The 16,431-nt window shown below is 39.3% G+C and carries 16 protein-coding genes and 1 pseudogene; 14 read left to right on the top strand and 3 right to left on the bottom strand.

The genetic code is table 11. The features are described from left to right. Positions 1-223 precede the first annotated feature (223 nt). From QA442_RS21425 to QA442_RS21385, 9 genes are all read left to right on the top strand, one after another. Entirely contained in the window at positions 224-847 is a 624-nt protein-coding gene (locus tag QA442_RS21425) for an undecaprenyl-diphosphatase (RefSeq protein ID WP_080488010.1), read from the top strand. Between the two features lie 882 nt (positions 848-1,729). Continuing rightward, complete coding sequence (locus QA442_RS21420; protein ID WP_069839733.1) at positions 1,730-3,247, top strand: NADH dehydrogenase subunit 5; 1,518 nt, start codon at positions 1,730-1,732, stop codon at positions 3,245-3,247. Positions 3,248-3,261: 14 nt separating this feature from the next. Beyond that, positions 3,262-5,874, top strand: a complete 2,613-nt coding sequence (locus tag QA442_RS21415) for a DUF2309 domain-containing protein (RefSeq protein WP_069839734.1) — start codon at positions 3,262-3,264, stop codon at positions 5,872-5,874. Positions 5,875-5,942: 68 nt separating this feature from the next. Beyond that, the gene (locus QA442_RS21410; RefSeq protein WP_069839735.1) at positions 5,943-6,464 is read left to right on the top strand and encodes a carbonic anhydrase; all 522 of its coding nucleotides are present in this window, start codon (positions 5,943-5,945) and stop codon (positions 6,462-6,464) included. Positions 6,465-6,522: 58 nt separating this feature from the next. Beyond that, on the top strand, positions 6,523-6,813 hold the full coding sequence (locus tag QA442_RS21405; protein ID WP_014662580.1) for a DUF6407 family protein: 291 nt from the start codon (positions 6,523-6,525) through the stop codon (positions 6,811-6,813). A 57-nt stretch (positions 6,814-6,870) separates the two neighbouring features. Continuing rightward, complete coding sequence (locus QA442_RS21400) at positions 6,871-7,233, top strand: Na-translocating system protein MpsC family protein (protein WP_040084346.1); 363 nt, start codon at positions 6,871-6,873, stop codon at positions 7,231-7,233. A 519-nt stretch (positions 7,234-7,752) separates the two neighbouring features. Next, positions 7,753-8,055: an ArsR/SmtB family transcription factor gene (locus QA442_RS21395; protein WP_003234907.1), complete on the top strand. Its 303-nt coding sequence runs from the start codon at positions 7,753-7,755 to the stop codon at positions 8,053-8,055. Positions 8,056-8,181: 126 nt separating this feature from the next. Further along, the gene (locus QA442_RS21390) at positions 8,182-9,354 is read left to right on the top strand and encodes an MFS transporter (protein WP_069839737.1); all 1,173 of its coding nucleotides are present in this window, start codon (positions 8,182-8,184) and stop codon (positions 9,352-9,354) included. 204 nt (positions 9,355-9,558) lie between these two features. Next, entirely contained in the window at positions 9,559-9,900 is a 342-nt protein-coding gene (locus QA442_RS21385) for a hypothetical protein (RefSeq protein WP_014662584.1), read from the top strand. Between the two features lie 149 nt (positions 9,901-10,049). Here the strand turns inward: QA442_RS21385 and QA442_RS21380 are convergent. After that, positions 10,050-10,166: pseudogene (locus tag QA442_RS21380) on the bottom strand (MerR family DNA-binding transcriptional regulator); the annotation flags it as partial. Between the two features lie 135 nt (positions 10,167-10,301). On the opposite strand from QA442_RS21380, the gene QA442_RS21375 reads away from it, so the two are divergent. From QA442_RS21375 to QA442_RS21360, 4 genes are read left to right on the top strand one after another with little or no spacing between them, the layout of a single operon-like run. After that, on the top strand, positions 10,302-11,279 hold the full coding sequence (locus tag QA442_RS21375) for an alpha/beta hydrolase (protein ID WP_095431156.1): 978 nt from the start codon (positions 10,302-10,304) through the stop codon (positions 11,277-11,279). A gap of 1 nt (position 11,280) precedes the next feature. Further along, positions 11,281-11,952 carry a two-component system response regulator YbdJ gene (gene ybdJ, locus QA442_RS21370; protein WP_095431157.1) on the top strand — a complete coding sequence of 224 codons (672 nt, stop codon included), beginning with the start codon at positions 11,281-11,283 and terminating at the stop codon, positions 11,950-11,952. Beyond that, positions 11,949-12,935, top strand: coding sequence for a two-component system sensor histidine kinase YbdK (gene ybdK / locus QA442_RS21365; RefSeq protein ID WP_069148866.1), 987 nt, complete (start codon positions 11,949-11,951; stop codon positions 12,933-12,935). Before ybdJ ends, ybdK begins: the two co-directional genes overlap by 4 nt. Before the next feature lie 58 nt (positions 12,936-12,993). After that, positions 12,994-13,257 carry a hypothetical protein gene (locus tag QA442_RS21360; RefSeq protein WP_081483590.1) on the top strand — a complete coding sequence of 88 codons (264 nt, stop codon included), beginning with the start codon at positions 12,994-12,996 and terminating at the stop codon, positions 13,255-13,257. Here QA442_RS21360 and QA442_RS21355 read toward each other — a convergent pair. Next, the gene (locus QA442_RS21355; protein ID WP_095431158.1) at positions 13,242-14,012 is read right to left on the bottom strand and encodes a serine/threonine protein kinase; all 771 of its coding nucleotides are present in this window, start codon (positions 14,010-14,012) and stop codon (positions 13,242-13,244) included. The two genes, QA442_RS21360 and QA442_RS21355, sit on opposite strands and share 16 nt — an antisense overlap. 85 nt (positions 14,013-14,097) lie before the next feature. Continuing rightward, complete coding sequence (locus QA442_RS21350; RefSeq protein WP_095431159.1) at positions 14,098-14,955, bottom strand: hypothetical protein; 858 nt, start codon at positions 14,953-14,955, stop codon at positions 14,098-14,100. A 131-nt stretch (positions 14,956-15,086) separates the two neighbouring features. On the opposite strand from QA442_RS21350, the gene QA442_RS21345 reads away from it, so the two are divergent. Further along, complete coding sequence (locus tag QA442_RS21345) at positions 15,087-16,271, top strand: DUF4885 domain-containing protein (RefSeq protein WP_095431160.1); 1,185 nt, start codon at positions 15,087-15,089, stop codon at positions 16,269-16,271. Positions 16,272-16,431 lie beyond the last annotated feature (160 nt).

Raw genomic sequence — 16,431 nt, 5'->3', positions numbered from 1 at the left:
CTTTTTCCCTTAGACAATTTTTGTCTAAGGGTATTTTTCTATTTTAACTAAAGAGGCAGGTAACTAAAAATTATAAGGGGATTCCAATTGATTTTGGGTCCCCTTTTTACATAAATGATGTGACACCAATCTTACAAAAATGTAACTGTAATCTCAAATAATGTAATTTGATTCGATGGCAGGTCATCTAATTTTCTTTTATTATGTTCTAAAAAGAGATTGGATGGTGTTGGGTTTGGATATTTCAGAAGTTAATATATCACTGTTTAGACTAGTTAATGACTTAGGAAAAGAATATCCCTTTTTGAATCCTGTATTTAGTTTTATTGCTGAATATATGGTTTTTTTACTTGCACTAAGTGTTCTTTTTATTTGGTTTACAAGAGATACGGATAATAGAATTATGATTCTTTGTGCATCTATCGCTTTCATTTGTGCCTTTACGATAGGGAAGGTTTCAGGGGTATTTCACTCGAATTATCAACCTTTTGTTGAATTGGGAGAGGTTAATAAACTGATACATAAAGAAAAAGACAATTCTTTTCCAAGTGACCATACAATTTTATTCTTCTCATATTGTATTTCATTCTGGCTCTTTAAGAGAGGCTGGTCAATTTTATGGGTATTGTTAGCTGTTCTTGTGGGAGTCTCACGTATATGGGTTGGGGTTCATTATCCTTTTGATGTTTTAGCAGGAGTATTAATAAGCCTAGCAGTTTCAACTTTTATATATTTAACATTACCTAAACTAAATATTACTCAAACTACCATGAAAATTTATGAAAAATGTGAAAACATACTTCTTTATCGCTTCAAAAGAAAGGAAAACAAGTCAAAAAACCTTTAGATTTATTCAACAATCGGGTGCTAATGTTCAAAAAATCGTAACCTAAAATGATAAACTTTTTTATAAAGATTCCTATTCAAAGCTTTAGAATCCATATATTAAAGAAGGTATTTTTAAGGAAAGTGACATCTACGGAGAAATTGGAGAATTCTAGCTATAACAATATCCATAACAGCTAGTTCAATTTCTTGGTCGTTAAGGCTGTTGAAAATAAAGTAGGAACCAGTATTCATTTATAGTTCCTAATTGAACTCAGTTATTTACTAAACAAGAAAATAGAAAAATGATTATAAAATTCATCTTGTATTTCTACAAAAAAAAAAGTGATAGATATCATAAGCCTCGGATAAAGATTTAGGATGTATATTTAAAGGGGAAGAAGGATTTGATACTTCATTCTCCGTATTCCGACATCTTGACAATGTTTAAAATTTAGCATATCTTATACTTAACTTAAAAATCGCAACCAGATGTTTATTTTCGTTTGTGAATAGGACTTTAGCATTCTTTCAACTAATCTTGACAGGATGAAAAAGTATCCTAATTTAAATGAAAGAGAAACATAAGTCGATTTATTTATAATCAAGCACTAAATTAAAGTGTAGCGGTGATTTCATTCCTTTAGAATGAACTTAAAATATTGTATAAAATAAAATGACCAATAATAAGGTAGCTCTTCAAAAAACTTCGCTGAAGTTAGTTGAAGTGAAGCCGACAATTTTCAAGATTCAATGATCTGCAATCATCATTGAAATTTTGAGGTTGTCGGTTTTTTTGTTGGAAAAATTAGAGATACATAAAATTTGTATCCATTATTGAAAAATATGATCTGATTTAAAGGTCGTATGAGCAATAACGACATTTAAAAAGGGAGAATTTGAAATGTTAGTTTCGCTGAGTTTGTCATCATTATTAACATTATTTTTTATTATGCTGATTGCTTCTGGGATAAGTGGACTTTTGTTTTTACATCCGCGAGTGCCCTTGAGTTTTGTTCGCATTCATATTGGGATTTTGGCTTTACCACTTTTGGTTGCCTTACTGATCCTTGCCAATAGCAGTGTGAGTGGAAATGTTGGCCCTTGGCACTTAGATACCTTAGCTTGTTTAATGACTTTCTTTGTTCTTGCAATTGGATTCGTTATTCAGCGTTTTTCTGTACGTTACTTAATGGGGGATCGATCTTATCGCAAATACTTTGTGCTTTTTACTTTTACAACAGGTGCTGCTTCAATGACGTGGTTAAGTGGCGATCTCCGTTTGATGGTTTTATTTTGGGGAGCAACTCTTGTTGGTTTAACTTTACTGATAAGGTTAAACAGTGCTTGGCAAGTGGCTAGTGAAGCAGCCAAAATTTCTGGCCGGTTATTTTTGTTAAGTTGGTTTTCTTTGTTTTTTGCAATGATGTGGCTTTTTCATGCCACAGGTCAATGGCAGTTATCATTGGTTGTAACAAATGAAAGTTTAGCTGGGCTGGGAGAATGGGAGAGAACAGGGATTCAGCTATTGATTGTACTAGCGGTAATTATTCCTGCAGGTCAATGGCCATTCCAAAGATGGTTAGTTGAGTCTATTGTTGCTCCAACCCCTGTTTCTGCAATTATGCATGCAGGTTTAGTAAATGCAGGAGGAATAATACTAACTCGATTTTCACCTCTATTTCATGGCGGTATCGCTTCGATTATCTTACTTCTGCTTGCTGGCATTTCTGTATTGATTGGAACTGGTATTAGTTTAGTCCAAGTTGATTATAAACGCCAATTAGTAGGCTCCACGATTGGACAAATGGGATTTATGCTCATTCAGTGTGCACTAGGGGCCTATATAGCAGCCATTATTCATCTTATTTTACATGGTTTATTTAAAGCTACGTTGTTTTTACAGGCTGGTTCAGCCGTACAGCGTCATGAAGTATCGACTCGTGTTAAAGAGAGATCATCCTATTTATGGCTCGTGGCTGGTCGTACGTTAGCCTTAGTTATAGGTGTTGCTTTTTGGCTCACTGCTCCTGGAGACGGATATCAATTAATGAGTGCGCTGATCTTAGGGTGGTCATTGTCCGTTTCCTGGACTCAGCTTGTAGCTTTTGGAGAGGGGCGAATTGGCCGAATTGCCGGCTTAATCGTTTTAGGAGGAGCAGCCTTTATATATTTTATCATTCATAACCTTTTCTATGATTGGCTGCATGCAGCCGTTTCTCAAACTGCTCAGCCTCCAATGCCAGCTGTCATCATTGTCGTATGCCTCTTCCTATTTGGCAGTGCTTTAGGTTCGTGGGTTGCTCGTCATCGTTCTTCCGTTTTCTTCACGATACTCTATCTTTGGCTAGTTCGGTTAGGTGAAGCAAAACCAAAGTCAGTGGAGAGTCACCCAGACTACCTTAAACAATATTTATCATAAGGAGCTAATCTGAGATGGGCATTACATCCGTATTAACGAAAGAAAATGTAAAAAAGATAGATACAGATATTGATGTTCAAGAAAGGGATCTTAACGTTTTGATTACATCTGCCAGCCGAGTGATTGCGCCACTTTGGCCTATTTCTACATTTGCTGCACGCAATCCGTGGATGGGACTTGAAAACCAGACTTTTGATCAGGTTGCAAGCTGGTTGAAAAATACGCGTGATGTTGATATATACCCAAGTGTGTCTATGATCCGTTCAGCAAAGAATAAAGGTGAGATTGATGAAGTTTTTGTGGAAATGGGGCTGCAGCGTTGGCTTGATTCACATTCCTTTCACATCCCACGGGACGTGGCAGAACGGTTTTGTCATGCGGGATTACAATTGGATCCATTACCTTCCGATCTTTTATCATCACACGAGATGGAGAAATTAGTAAGTGGATGTAGTGGATTGGATCCTATCGATAATGTTTTTATGGAACCACTAAGTTCATATATAGAGAATCAAGATGGTGAAAGGTTAGTCACTATACTAGATCATCATGTCATTAAGTGGAGTAAATTATATCTTGATGACTCTCAAGCCGGTTGGACAATGCCCAATCGTGAGGAAGGTTTCTATCGTGCCTGGCAGCAGCTCATTCAATATGATCCAGCACTTAGCAAAAAGCAGCGTGAAAGGTTAAAAGGTTTGCCGCAAGAGGCGCATTTGGCTTTACAAGAAGCCTTATTCGCACTAGGAATCCCTGAATCAGAAATCCAGGCTTATCTTGAAGCTCACTTACTTTCCTTACCTGGATGGGCAGGGATGATGCTTTGGCGCTCCCAACAATCGAGCCATGAACATGCACTCTTAACAGAATATTTAGCGGTTCGATTATCCATGGAGTGGGCTCTGATAAAGCCATATTTGCCTTTGACTAATGAACGAGCTGAGAAAAAAATTTCGATTGCTCCCCTTATAGCAGCTTGGATTCATTGGGGTGGGCTTACATTAGAGGAATGGTCACAGATGCCGGCCAGTGAACAAAATGAATATTTATCATTTGCCTACAGCTTTGATGAGAAACTTCGCAGGAAACTTTGGTTAGAAGCTTGGGAACAAACTTACACTGATCGATTGAGCCAGAAGATCATCTCGATACAACGTGAAACCGGTAAAAAATCTGCATTAGCTCAATTAGCATTCTGCATTGATGTACGATCAGAACCTTTTCGCCGTCATCTAGAAAAAGAAGGTCCGTTTGAAACGATTGGCATCGCAGGTTTCTTCGGGGTGCCGATTGCAACTTGTGAACTTGGCAGTAAACACAGTCATGCCTCCTTGCCGATCATACAAAAACCGCAAAATAGAATAAAAGAGTTCGCGGATGAGGATGCATTCAACAAATACAATCAACGGAAGCAAGCAGTTCATTCGTTAAGCTATACATTTAAAACGATGAAACAGAATGTGCTTTCAAGCTTACTACTGCCTGAGCTAAGCGGACCTTGGCTTACTCTGCAAATGGCAGCACGTAGCTTTGTGCCAAGAAAAGCGGGTCGTTTCATTCGTAATCTCCGTGAGGCTTGGCTGCGCAAACCTGATACAAAACTCTCGCTTCATCATGATGCTACAGAGGCGGAAATACCTGTGGGTTTTACTGATGAAGAAAAAGTGAACTATGCTCGCCAAGCATTAAAAATGATGGGGTTAACAGAGAATATCGCACCATTGGTTGTGATATGCGGGCACGGCAGTCAAAGTACCAATAATCCTTATTCCGCAGCACTTGACTGTGGCGCCTGCGGTGGAGCGGCCGGTGGATTCAATGCAAGAGTTTTAGCTGCTTTATGTAATCTTTCAGAGGTGAGAGAAGCACTTTTAACTGAAGGAATTAAAATCCCTGAGGATACGGTGTTTGCAGCAGCTGAACATAATACAACGGTGGATGAATTACATTGGCTTTATGTACCGGAGCTTTCTGAAGCTGCACAAGAAGCATTTGAACAAATTGAAGCTGTTATGCCGAAAGTGAGACACCATGTAAACGCAGAACGTCTAGCCCAATTACCGAATTTCCAATCAAAACTTAAAAATCCGAAGGCTGAGGCAGACCGATTGGCGGAGGATTGGAGTGAGATACGTCCGGAATGGGGGCTGGCTCGTAATGCTTCTTTTATTATCGGCCAACGTGAATTAACCCAGGATTGTGATTTGGAAGGAAGAGCCTTTCTCCATAATTATGATTGGAAACAGGATGAAAGCGGCGAAATCCTAGCAAATATTATTGCAGGACCTGGAACTGTGGCCCAATGGATTAATTTACAATATTACGCATCAACGGTAGCACCTCATTATTATGGCAGCGGAAATAAAGCAACTCAAACCGTTACAGCAGGTCTCGGCGTTATGCAGGGGAATGCAAGTGACTTGTTAGCCGGACTGCCTTGGCAATCCGTCATGAAATCAGATCACGAAGCCTATCATTCTCCGCTTCGTTTGTTGATACTCATTCAAGCACCTAAAGAATATGTAGAACGGTTATTAAACAATGACTCAGCATTTATGCAAAAAGTTCAAAATGGATGGGTCCGACTGGCTAGTATTGATCCAGAAGGATGTTGGGAAAGCTGGTAATTATGAATCTAAACATTTATTAAATGGATTTGTTACTCAATACTAAACATAAGGAAGAGGTGTGCTATATGAATGGAAATCAAAATAAAAAAGTATTATTTTTGACGGACATTGAAAACGGCTTGGAGCCTATTTTACAAGAAGTGACTAACACTCCTGCAGAAAGTATGTTGACTATACAAAGCTATGGTGCCAGTATTTCACATCCTTATGGAGAAATCATGAGGTCTGTTATTTTTGCGATTTTCCAGGAAGATGTTGAGGAGATTTTTGTAGTAGGAACAAAAGATAAGAAAACTTCCACAGGTCATAGACTTACTCAACTTGAAGCAATGAAAGATAAAATACAAACATTGGATTATCTCTTTAAGAATTGCAAACCTGAATTTTTAGGTGGTACGGTCGATGAATGGCTACATGAAAATAGCAGTGACACCATTGAAAAAAGTGTTGATCTCATTCGTCATCATCCATTAGTGCCGTCATATGTTAAAGTTCGAGGCTTAATCATTAATCAAGAGGATGGAACATCATCAATGGTGGAGGTTCCTGCTATGAAAACAGGTCAACCTGATCATTGCTTGTCATGATGAAATGGAAGAACTTCTATGCACCTATATATGAAAAAAACAGCTCTAAGGAGAAGATATGGACTCTAATTTAACTGATTTTGTCACGAAAACAATAGAGGACATGAACTCGTTTGATCGTGAAAATATGGAATGTATGAAAAAAGTAATAAGAAAAGCAATTGATTTTTATCATCTACAATCTTATGAAGAAGTTGAGGAAACCCATTTAGGAAGCATTCGATTTTTGCATATACACTCTATGATGGAGGAAAATATGTTATCCAAAATGATAGTGGTCACAAGAAACGGTAATACTGATTTGGATATTGAAGGTGTATATGAAGGACATGTTGTAAGAGAATATTAATGAGACGAAATCACAAATAGAATATGCCAATTTTTTTGCTCAGGAGATGTATGATATATGAAAAAATCGAAAGGTTCTATTGAATCAGAGATCAGTAAGTCCATTACTCAATGGGAGAAAGATTATCTTGGGCGCGGGTCTGTATCTGTTAAAACTGATATACTCCGGGATATGGTCATCGTCAATTTAAAAGGGATTTTAACACCAGCTGAATATGTAGTGTGTGGATCAAAAGAGGGTATGTTATCTATTAAACAAACTCGCTCGGAGTTAGTCGAATCAGGTATAGAAGGTCTTAAGGATATTATCCTAAAAATCACCGGAGAAAAAGTGATAAGTTTTCATACTGATTTAAGCTCCCGGACAGGTGAACGAGTAATGGTATTTAAATTATGTAATGATCTAGAGAAAAATCTTTAATATAAATGTTTGATGATCCCTGCTATTCAAGCCAGGGAGAGGGCATTCAAAATATTACCTGCCGCTTCTTTTGCTTTACAGTTATGTCATCATTACTATTTTTTATTCATAACCCACGAGCGGACTTGTTATTCCTGCTGAAAGATCTAACATCCGCTTTTGTTACGAGCGGATGTTTTTTCACATCTAATTTAAATTCATGAATTTGGTGCTGGTGCTTAGTCAATGCCAAATTCATTAAAAACATCCAAAATACCCGAACCCAAACATCTGTGAAACGTAAGCCTCTAGCGAATAGTGTTGTTTACTCCCTTAGCCAAATTCAAAATGTTTTATTGATTTAAATTAGAAGCTTTGCTTCGGTTAACAAAGTCACCGCCGAGTTCCCCCAAGAATAACATGATAATGAGACCCATTCGAAAGTGTAGGGTTTTTGATATGCTGTCTTCAGTTTCATTCCTCGAAATGAGTACCAAAAAACGAATTGACATATCGAAATATAACGATATAATAATTGGTATGGAGCCAATTGAAGTATTCAAAGCTTTATCAAATGAATCAAGGCTGCAAATTTTACAATGGCTGAAGGAGCCCGATCGTCATTTTGCACCCCATGAAGGGATTGATATGAACACAATCGGGGTATGTGTCAGTCAAATAACAGACAAATTGAAAATGACGCAATCGACAGCTTCTCAATATCTTACCATCCTTTTAAGAGCCGGTTTGATTAAGGCGGAGCGTATTGGAAAGTACACATACTACAAAAGAGATGAAGAAGCCATTGGGAAACTTGCTGACTTTCTTAAAACAGAGATATAAAAATAAACATCAAAAGATGTTTATTTTTGCACCATACATATCGACATATTACGATGTGTTTATTTTTTGTAATAACATATCGATATATCGTGATATGTTTATTAATAATTAAGGAGTGAATGTTTTATGTCTAATACTTGGAAAATTTATATTTTAGCCATTGTCAGCTTTTTAGTTGGAACCTCAGAGTACATCATTTCGGGAATTTTGGATCAAATTGCTCATACTCTCGGGATCACTTTGGCTGCCGCGGGCCAGCTTATTACCATTTTTTCACTTGTATATGCTCTTTCCACACCCGTACTTATGGCATTGACAGCAAGTATGGATAGACGCAAATTGATGATGTATGCCCTCGGTTTGTTTGTGTTCGGTAATGTCCTGGCTTTTGTACTGCCTGGTTATGGATGGTTTATTGCAGCGCGGATCATTATGGCGATGGGAGCAGGTGTGGTTGTTGTTACCGCTTTAACCATTGCCGCTAAGATTGCATCGGAAGGAAAGCAGGGCAGTGCCATCGCTACTGTCGTGATGGGATTTACCGCTTCTTTAATCATAGGTGTTCCGCTTGGAAGAATGATAGCAGTTGCACTAGGCTGGAAGTCTGTATTTGGAGCCATTGCTTTGTTGGGATTGATCGCAATGGCCGTTATTTTCTTTACTCTCCCGCATACTAAAGGGGATAAGCCTGTGCCTTTACTTCAACAGCTTGCTCTTTTCAAAAAACGGAAAGTGGCTATGGGATTATCAATCACTTTCTTTTGGCTCGGGGGATATTCTGTTGCTTACACTTATTTGTCACCGTATCTCTTGAACATCTCAGGTATAAACGGCAAGCTGCTTAGCGGTGTTTTGCTTATATTTGGAATTGCCAGTTTGGTTGGGTCGAAGTTTGGGGGATATAGCACCGACAAATGGGGAGTGCCCTTTACACTTGTTGGAGGGATGACATTGCATATCGTCACACTGATTCTGCTGTCACTTGTTACTCATTCCTATATCGGCGTGTTGGTGATTCTCATATTATGGTCGTTTGCCGCATGGTCTACCGGTCCGACACAGCAATTTCACTTGGCTACAATAGAACCGGAAATGTCAGGTGTTTTGCTCAGCATGAATCAGTCCATGATGCAACTCGCCATGGCAGTCGGCGCAGGAATAGGAGGGGTTTTTGTAGAAAACGTATCATTGGCCTCGATTACCTGGGTTGGTGCGTTAGGGGTTATGATTGCCATTATTGCATCATTGATGATTTTCAATTCGCAACCGAAACAAGCGCTAAAAGATATTAATCAATAATTTCGAAAGATCTAACATCCGCTCGTTATACAAGCGGGTGTTTTTTATAAGCCCAAGTAGAAGGCACACTGAAGCTGAAAGAGATTTTTGCCGACGGAGATCTGAGGTACAGCAATTTATAATATACTAGGAATGGAAATAACGATATGGCGGAAGGATTCTAATGCTTCTCGCCTGTAATCACTACTTTGAGGATGTGTCATCATGAATCAAAAGACGTACATTGAAATGAGCAGGACATCGCAGTACATCAACAAATTGAGAGAGTTTTCAGTGTTAATTGATGGGGCTGAGATGGGAAATATCAAAGATGGAGGGAGGCTGCGAATTGATGTGCCGCCTGGTGAGCATGTTATTCAAGTGAAGATTGCTTGGTGTACAAGCCCAACTTTGAGGTTTACTTTAACGGAAGGGGAAGTGTTGAAGTTTAGATGCGGAAGTCCGCTTCGAGGATGGAAGTTGCTTTTGGCTCTTTTTTCTGTTTTGGGCCGTCCTGAAAATCATCTGTTTATCGAGCAGGAAGAAGAGAAAAAGGCTTTGTGGTGACTTTGTTGTGTGAATAAATAGGAATAAATAGATTAAATACCCCTGAATTATGTTTTGTGAAAGATTGATATAAGCGGTAGCCTTCTCAATGTCGTTCTCCTTGGAGAAGGCTGCGTATAAGAAATTCTCGGACTTTGCGGATAGACCCTCCGATATCCATTTTCAGGATTAATATCTTCGGGGTGAATGAGTTCGATTTCATCATAGTATCGCAGTGTTTTTGTTGATACTTTGCATATCTTTGAAAATTCTCCGATCGATAGCAAGCGATCACCTCCTTGCTCCAAATGTACACCTTTCCGTAAGGACAAAGTCAAATGTGGAAATAAAATCTCTCCAAAGTTAATCAGAAATTTATTTTCATATCGTATCCTTTCCGTATCACGTGAAAGGAGCATCTTATGAAAACATTATGGAAAGTCGTAAAAATCTTTTTTTGCAGCTTAGCTGCTTTGGTTTTGCTTGTATCCGTCTCGGTATTTATTTATCACCATTGCCAACTAAATAAGGAAGCAGCACTTCTTAAAGAAAAAGGCACATTGGTCGATATTGACGGTAAAAAGATGAATGTGTATCAAGAGGGAAGCGGGAAGGATACGTTTGTGTTTATGTCCGGCTCGGGGATTGCTGCGCCTGCTTATGAGATGAAAGGTTTGTACAGTAAGTTTTCAAAGGAAAACAAGATTGCTGTTGTTGATCGGGCAGGTTATGGATACAGTGATGTGTCTAACGATGACAGAGATATTGATACGATACTGGAACAGACAAGGAAAGCGCTTATGAAAAGCGGAAATAAGCCTCCTTATATTTTAATGCCTCATTCGATATCCGGGATTGAAGCGATGTATTGGGCACAGAAATATCCTAAGGAAATCAAGGCCATTATTGCGATGGATATTGGATTGCCCCAGCAGTACGTCACGTATAAATTGAGCGGAGTTGACCGATTGAAAGTGAGAGGGTTCCACCTGTTAACCTCGATTGGTTTTCATCGGTTTATACCTTCCGCTGTATATAATCCTGAGGTGATTCGGCAGTCGTTTTTAACTGATGAAGAAAAAGAAATCTATAAAGCCATTAACTTTAAGCAATTTTTTAATGCAGATATGGAGCATGAGCTTTTGCAGTCTTACCAAAACGGCAGCAAATCTGTGAATCTGCCGGCGCCAAAGGAAACTCCCGTCTTGATTTTAGATGCGGTCTCTGACCAAAATAGACATTCAAAGTATGCTATACAAAACCGAAAAGACTATGAAGCGTTTGCGGCTCAATTCAATACTGCCGATATAAAGGAACTGAGGGGAACACACAGTATTTATTTATATCAGCCTGATCAAATATATAAACTGTCCATGGAGTTTATGAGAAAGGTTCGCTAGGATGAAGGGTTATCATATTTTAATCGTTGAAGACGATGTGATGATTGGTGATTTGCTGCAAAAGATTTTGCAGCGTGAGGGATATCGTGTGATATGGAAAACAGATGGGGCGGATGTGCTTTCGGTGATTCAGAAGGTGGATTTGGTCATTATGGATGTGATGCTGCCGGGTGAAGACGGGTATCAAATGTCTGCAAAAATCAAAGAGCTGGGGCTGGGCATTCCGGTTATTTTTCTCTCAGCCCGCAATGACATGGACAGCAAGCTTCAAGGTTTGCAGATCGGCGAGGATTATATGGTAAAGCCCTTTGATCCGAGAGAGCTGCTATTAAGAATGCGGAATATGCTTGAGCATCATTATGGCACCTTTACGCAAATCAAACATTTGTATATTGATGCAGTAACGAAAAAAGTGTTCAATGAAAGCCTGCATGATGAGGTATTGTTTACTGCGATTGAGCGGAAAATTTTCTTTTATTTATATGAAAATAGGGACAGCACCCTGACAAAGGATCATTTCTTTGAATATCTGTGGCAGCTCGAAGACAGAAACCCGAATATCGTCAATGTGCACATTAAAAAAATAAGAGCCAAAATCAACGATCAAGCGGGTGAGATTATTGAAAATATATATGGAGAAGGGTATCGGCTGAATACCGTTGTGAAGAAATGAAGTTAAAGACAAAATATATGTTGTTATTATGTACGGCTGTCATTAGTGTCCCGGTGCTATTGCTGGCGGTTAGTATTTTGATGTCTGTCATTTATGAAAACATGTTTAAATCAATGAATCACGGTACGCCTTTTCATAGGTCGTTTGCATATCCTGCAATGCTCATTGTATTTTTGTTATCACTCTTATTGTTAGCTTTTTTATTTTCGAAGTCGATTCATTCTCTGCTGCATAAAATCAATCTATTACATCATACCATTCGGCATCTGGCGAGTGATCAAAAGGTGCCGGATAAAATAGAAGTGAAACGCGCTGATGAAATCGGGGAGCTGATCAAGTCGGTCAATTTGTTAATTGAACGGACGACATATCGTGAACTGGAATTGAAACAGCAGGAGGAAATCAAAAAGGAGCTTTTGCAAAAACTGCGTCATGACATTAACACACCTTTAACAGCTCTCAGGCTGCAGTTGTTTTATTTGGAAGGCCAATGTCATGATCAGGCCGTATTCGAATCGTTGTATCAGCAAATCGATTATATCTCGGAATTAACCAATGAATTCAATCTATATTCCGCCGAAACGCTAGAAAGTTCTTATATCGTAAATGAAGAAGTGCGTCTAAATGAGCTGTTAGAAACAGCGGTGAAAAAGTGGGATTATTTATATAGTATGAATGGGATTGAATTGCACTTTAAGCCGGCAGATCAAGATGTGATATGGGTGAGCAACGTGTTATGGATGCAAAGGCTGTTTGATAATATTTTTCAAAATACGTTAAAGCATTCAAAAGCTGAAAAGATGGAAGTCAGGATCGAAAATGGCACTGTTTCTATCCGCGATGATGGTATTGGATTTGATCGGAATGAGAACAGTGAGGGGCTTGGGTTGAAGATTATTGAGGATATATGCAGACTGCTCGCGATGACTTATGAGTTGGAGACAAATGAGTATGGAACGCGGTTTTTGTTTTCAAAAGAGTGACCCCGCTGATGTTTTTCTTTCTCCCATAAACTATATATAATAGGAAGAAAGAAATGAGGTGATCAGTATATGTTTAAAAAATTCATCAAAACGATCAAAAACCTCTCAAGCAGTTCTAGTGACCGATATCGCAGACACCGGCATTACAGCAGCAGCCGGCGCAGACATTATCGCAGCTATAGCAGCAGCTCGGGCAAAAGAAGACACTACGACCGTTATGGCGGGAGTCATCGTTACAAACGCCGGAGCTACAGCAGCAGTTAATCCGAAAAAAGTTCTTGTTCCGCTTTTGGGACAAGGGTTTTTTTATGTGACCGATTGAATGGCCCGGTTTAGATCCTCGCGAATGGAAGCGGTGTGCTGATACTCTTCATCAATGCCCAATAATTTTTTCAGCAGCAGGGTTACTTCTTTTGTCAGCGTTAATTCCTCCAGCCAAGTGCCGTTTTTCTTCTTTTTTCCTTTATATTGAGAGTACAGCAGAAATAACAGCGTTTCTCCGAGATCGAAGAAGTCATCCTGTTTTCGCACCTTTATTTCCTTCGTTTCTTCAGGAGTCAATTGCTTTGCAAGGCCGAAATCAATGAGGCAGAGCCTGCCGTTATTGATGATGATATTAGGCGTTCTGATGTCGCTGTGAAAGATAAGGCGATCATGCAGGTATTCTATAATCTCAAGCAGCTGCGAAATCATCTGTAATGCCATAAGCTCTGTGAACGGCTGCTTTCGAAAAAATAATAATTCTTCTATATTCTCTCCCTCAACGAGCTGCATGACATAATAAGCCTGTCCGTCTATGATGAACTCATCTATGAAGCCCGGGATTTGCGGGTGATGAATGCTTTTGAGCAGTTTTATTTCCTGCTGGAACCGGACTTTCTCTTTTTCCTTTTTCGCTTTTGTCGACCGAAGCTGTTTTAAGACATAAGGTGTTTGAGTTAAAATATCGGTGCACAAATAAACCAAACCGTAGCCGCCCATGCCGAGGCATTCTTCGATTTTGTATTGATGATTTAATATAACGCCGTTCTTTAGAGGGCGGTCAAAAAGCAGTTTTTTTAGAAGTTTTAATGCCATGTCTGCACTTCCCTTGGTTGTACTGACTATAGTTTACCTTCTAGACTGAGAATAAAAAAGAGCCGGATAATCGGCTCGGTATAAGTTAAAACTGCTTGGTGACATCGTATTCATAATCTATTTTTGCTTTGACATTGCTCATCGTCGATCTGGCAGTCGCTAATGTATTATATTTAAAACTCCATACCTTTGCGACACTGAGTTGATCCGACAAAGAGATATCATAAGACCCTGAAGTCGAGCTGTTTACAAGGGCACGGCGCCATTCGTTATTTTCGTTTGTCATGATCAGATGGCGTGTATTTCCTTGGCTTGGTGTTTGAGTGGCGGTTGTTTGCACTCTGGTTACAATGGCATCACGCGGTATCCCGGATTGGTTTGTTAAATCAGCCTTGATCACGCTGGAATCAGAACCTGAGGAGCTAAGGCTTGTATTTCCTTTATTTTCAGCAATGCCGCTGAATTGGAACGTTCCGCTGCCTGATTTGATTCGGTCTTCAATTGAAAGTGTAAAATACATGTTTCCGGTATAGGTGCCTCGTGACACTTTCACATAGAAGGTATCCGTCGTGTTTTGGGCGTCTGCATTTGCATAAATAAAAGAGGAGAACGTATTGGGGTTAATGACTTCTGTGCCTTGAGAAACAGGTATTCTGTTCTTATCGTAAATTTCAATTTTCATCCCTGTATATGCGCTCTGGTATGTACTCCTCACGTATACCTTTTCTCCCTTATTAGCCGTAAAAGTGAAATAGGCTTCATCTTGACCAGCTTCCAGTATTGTTGTATCGATATTTTTATATTTCCAATAACCGATCGGCATTGCGGTATCAAATGAATTGTTTCCTGTGATCGCAGTGACTCCGGCAGCTGATGCCGAATACGTAAAGGTGAATAAGACAGACAGCACAATAGCAAATGGAATAAGCCATCTTTTCGCCATGCAAACAACCCCCTTTTATTTCCATCATGCATAATGACAGTACGAGTGTAAATAAATGTTTTTAGAGGTTAATATATACATTGTCATTGCCGATAAAAAAGAGTAAGAGAGAATACTCGGGAGGGAATTCAATGCGTCTGAATCGGCAATTTATCCGCACTCAGCTGATAGCACAGAATATATTAAGCAAGAATGCGCCTGCCAAACGAGAGAATTTGACTGAAAGTACAGCGGCAGTTCTGGAAAAGGCATACAGCAGGCTTGAGCCGCGATCTTCAAGTGTGGGAATCGATCAGTTCAACTATTCTAAAACCAGCGTGTCGAGAAACAGCGGGACGTTCAGCAAAGTGTATCAATCAGCGAATGACCGAACAGTGACAGATACACGGAAAGAAACAGTGATCGAATCCAATAACCCCTATGACTCTGAGAGTGATATCAGAATCAAAATACTAGATGAAAAATACAGCAGGATGAATGCCATAAACAAAGCAAAGTCTGATCCCTTAGGCTATATTAAGGATAAGTATCAAAATTCAAAGTCTCCTTATTTCAGAAGTGATCTGTCTGCCGCAGAAAGACAGGCTGCTTACGATAATGAAACAGAATGGCTATTCAAAGGCAAGGCACAAAACTATAACCTCCAGGATGCTGCGTTTCGCAATGTTACATTTAATGGGGAAGTGGAAGCTGAGAATGAAAAGGTGTATCAGCGGAGCCAAGTGAACCAGCAGCTGCAAGTGCTTTTGAATCGGAACCATATTCACATTCCAGAGGGGACGGAGCTGACGTTTACGATTACGCCGATTGACTATCAGGTGCGGGTGAGCGGGACAGACGATCAGGATCTGATCAAGCAAATTGAGCAAGTGCTGCAATCTGGAGACAACAGCAAAGAACTATTTTTACACATCATGAAAAGCCAAAGCAGTGATTCAACACAATTTTCCGAAGAGGCCTATAAAAAATATCAGGCAGCTCGTGAGATGTACGAAGTCACAGGCTACCATTTGAAGGATTTAGAAGTGATTGACGGGCGGTATGTAACGCCTGATGGACGTGACTTGTTAGACGTCTATCAAGAAGAGCTTGAAAAAAATCCTGTGCAAAAAGAGACGGCCTCTTATGCTATATCTCACTATCGTTCAGAGCTTAGTGAAATTGCGGAAGCTGGGTATGATGCCATTCTGGATTTCATCCTATCAATTGATTATAGCAATGGATCTCTGAGAGATGTGGGACAAAGCAAGAGCTATGGAACCGGAGATACCGGGTGGCTTGAAGCATTAAAGCGTCAAACGGGCGTAAATTATTAGGTAAGCTGTTCATGTAGAACAGCTTATTTTTTATGAAAATCTAAAAAATATAGTTTTAATATTCAAATAATTTTATTATTTTTATATAGAAGATTTTAAATGAAGCAAATGATTCAAAACTTAGCACAAAGGTGTTTACCTGAAAAAAACAATTGTATTT

The organism is Bacillus stercoris (assembly GCF_029772985.1).
Classification (GTDB): domain Bacteria; phylum Bacillota; class Bacilli; order Bacillales; family Bacillaceae; genus Bacillus; species Bacillus stercoris.
Note: the sequence above shows the minus strand (reverse complement) of the source record. Positions and strands in the feature narration are given on the sequence as shown.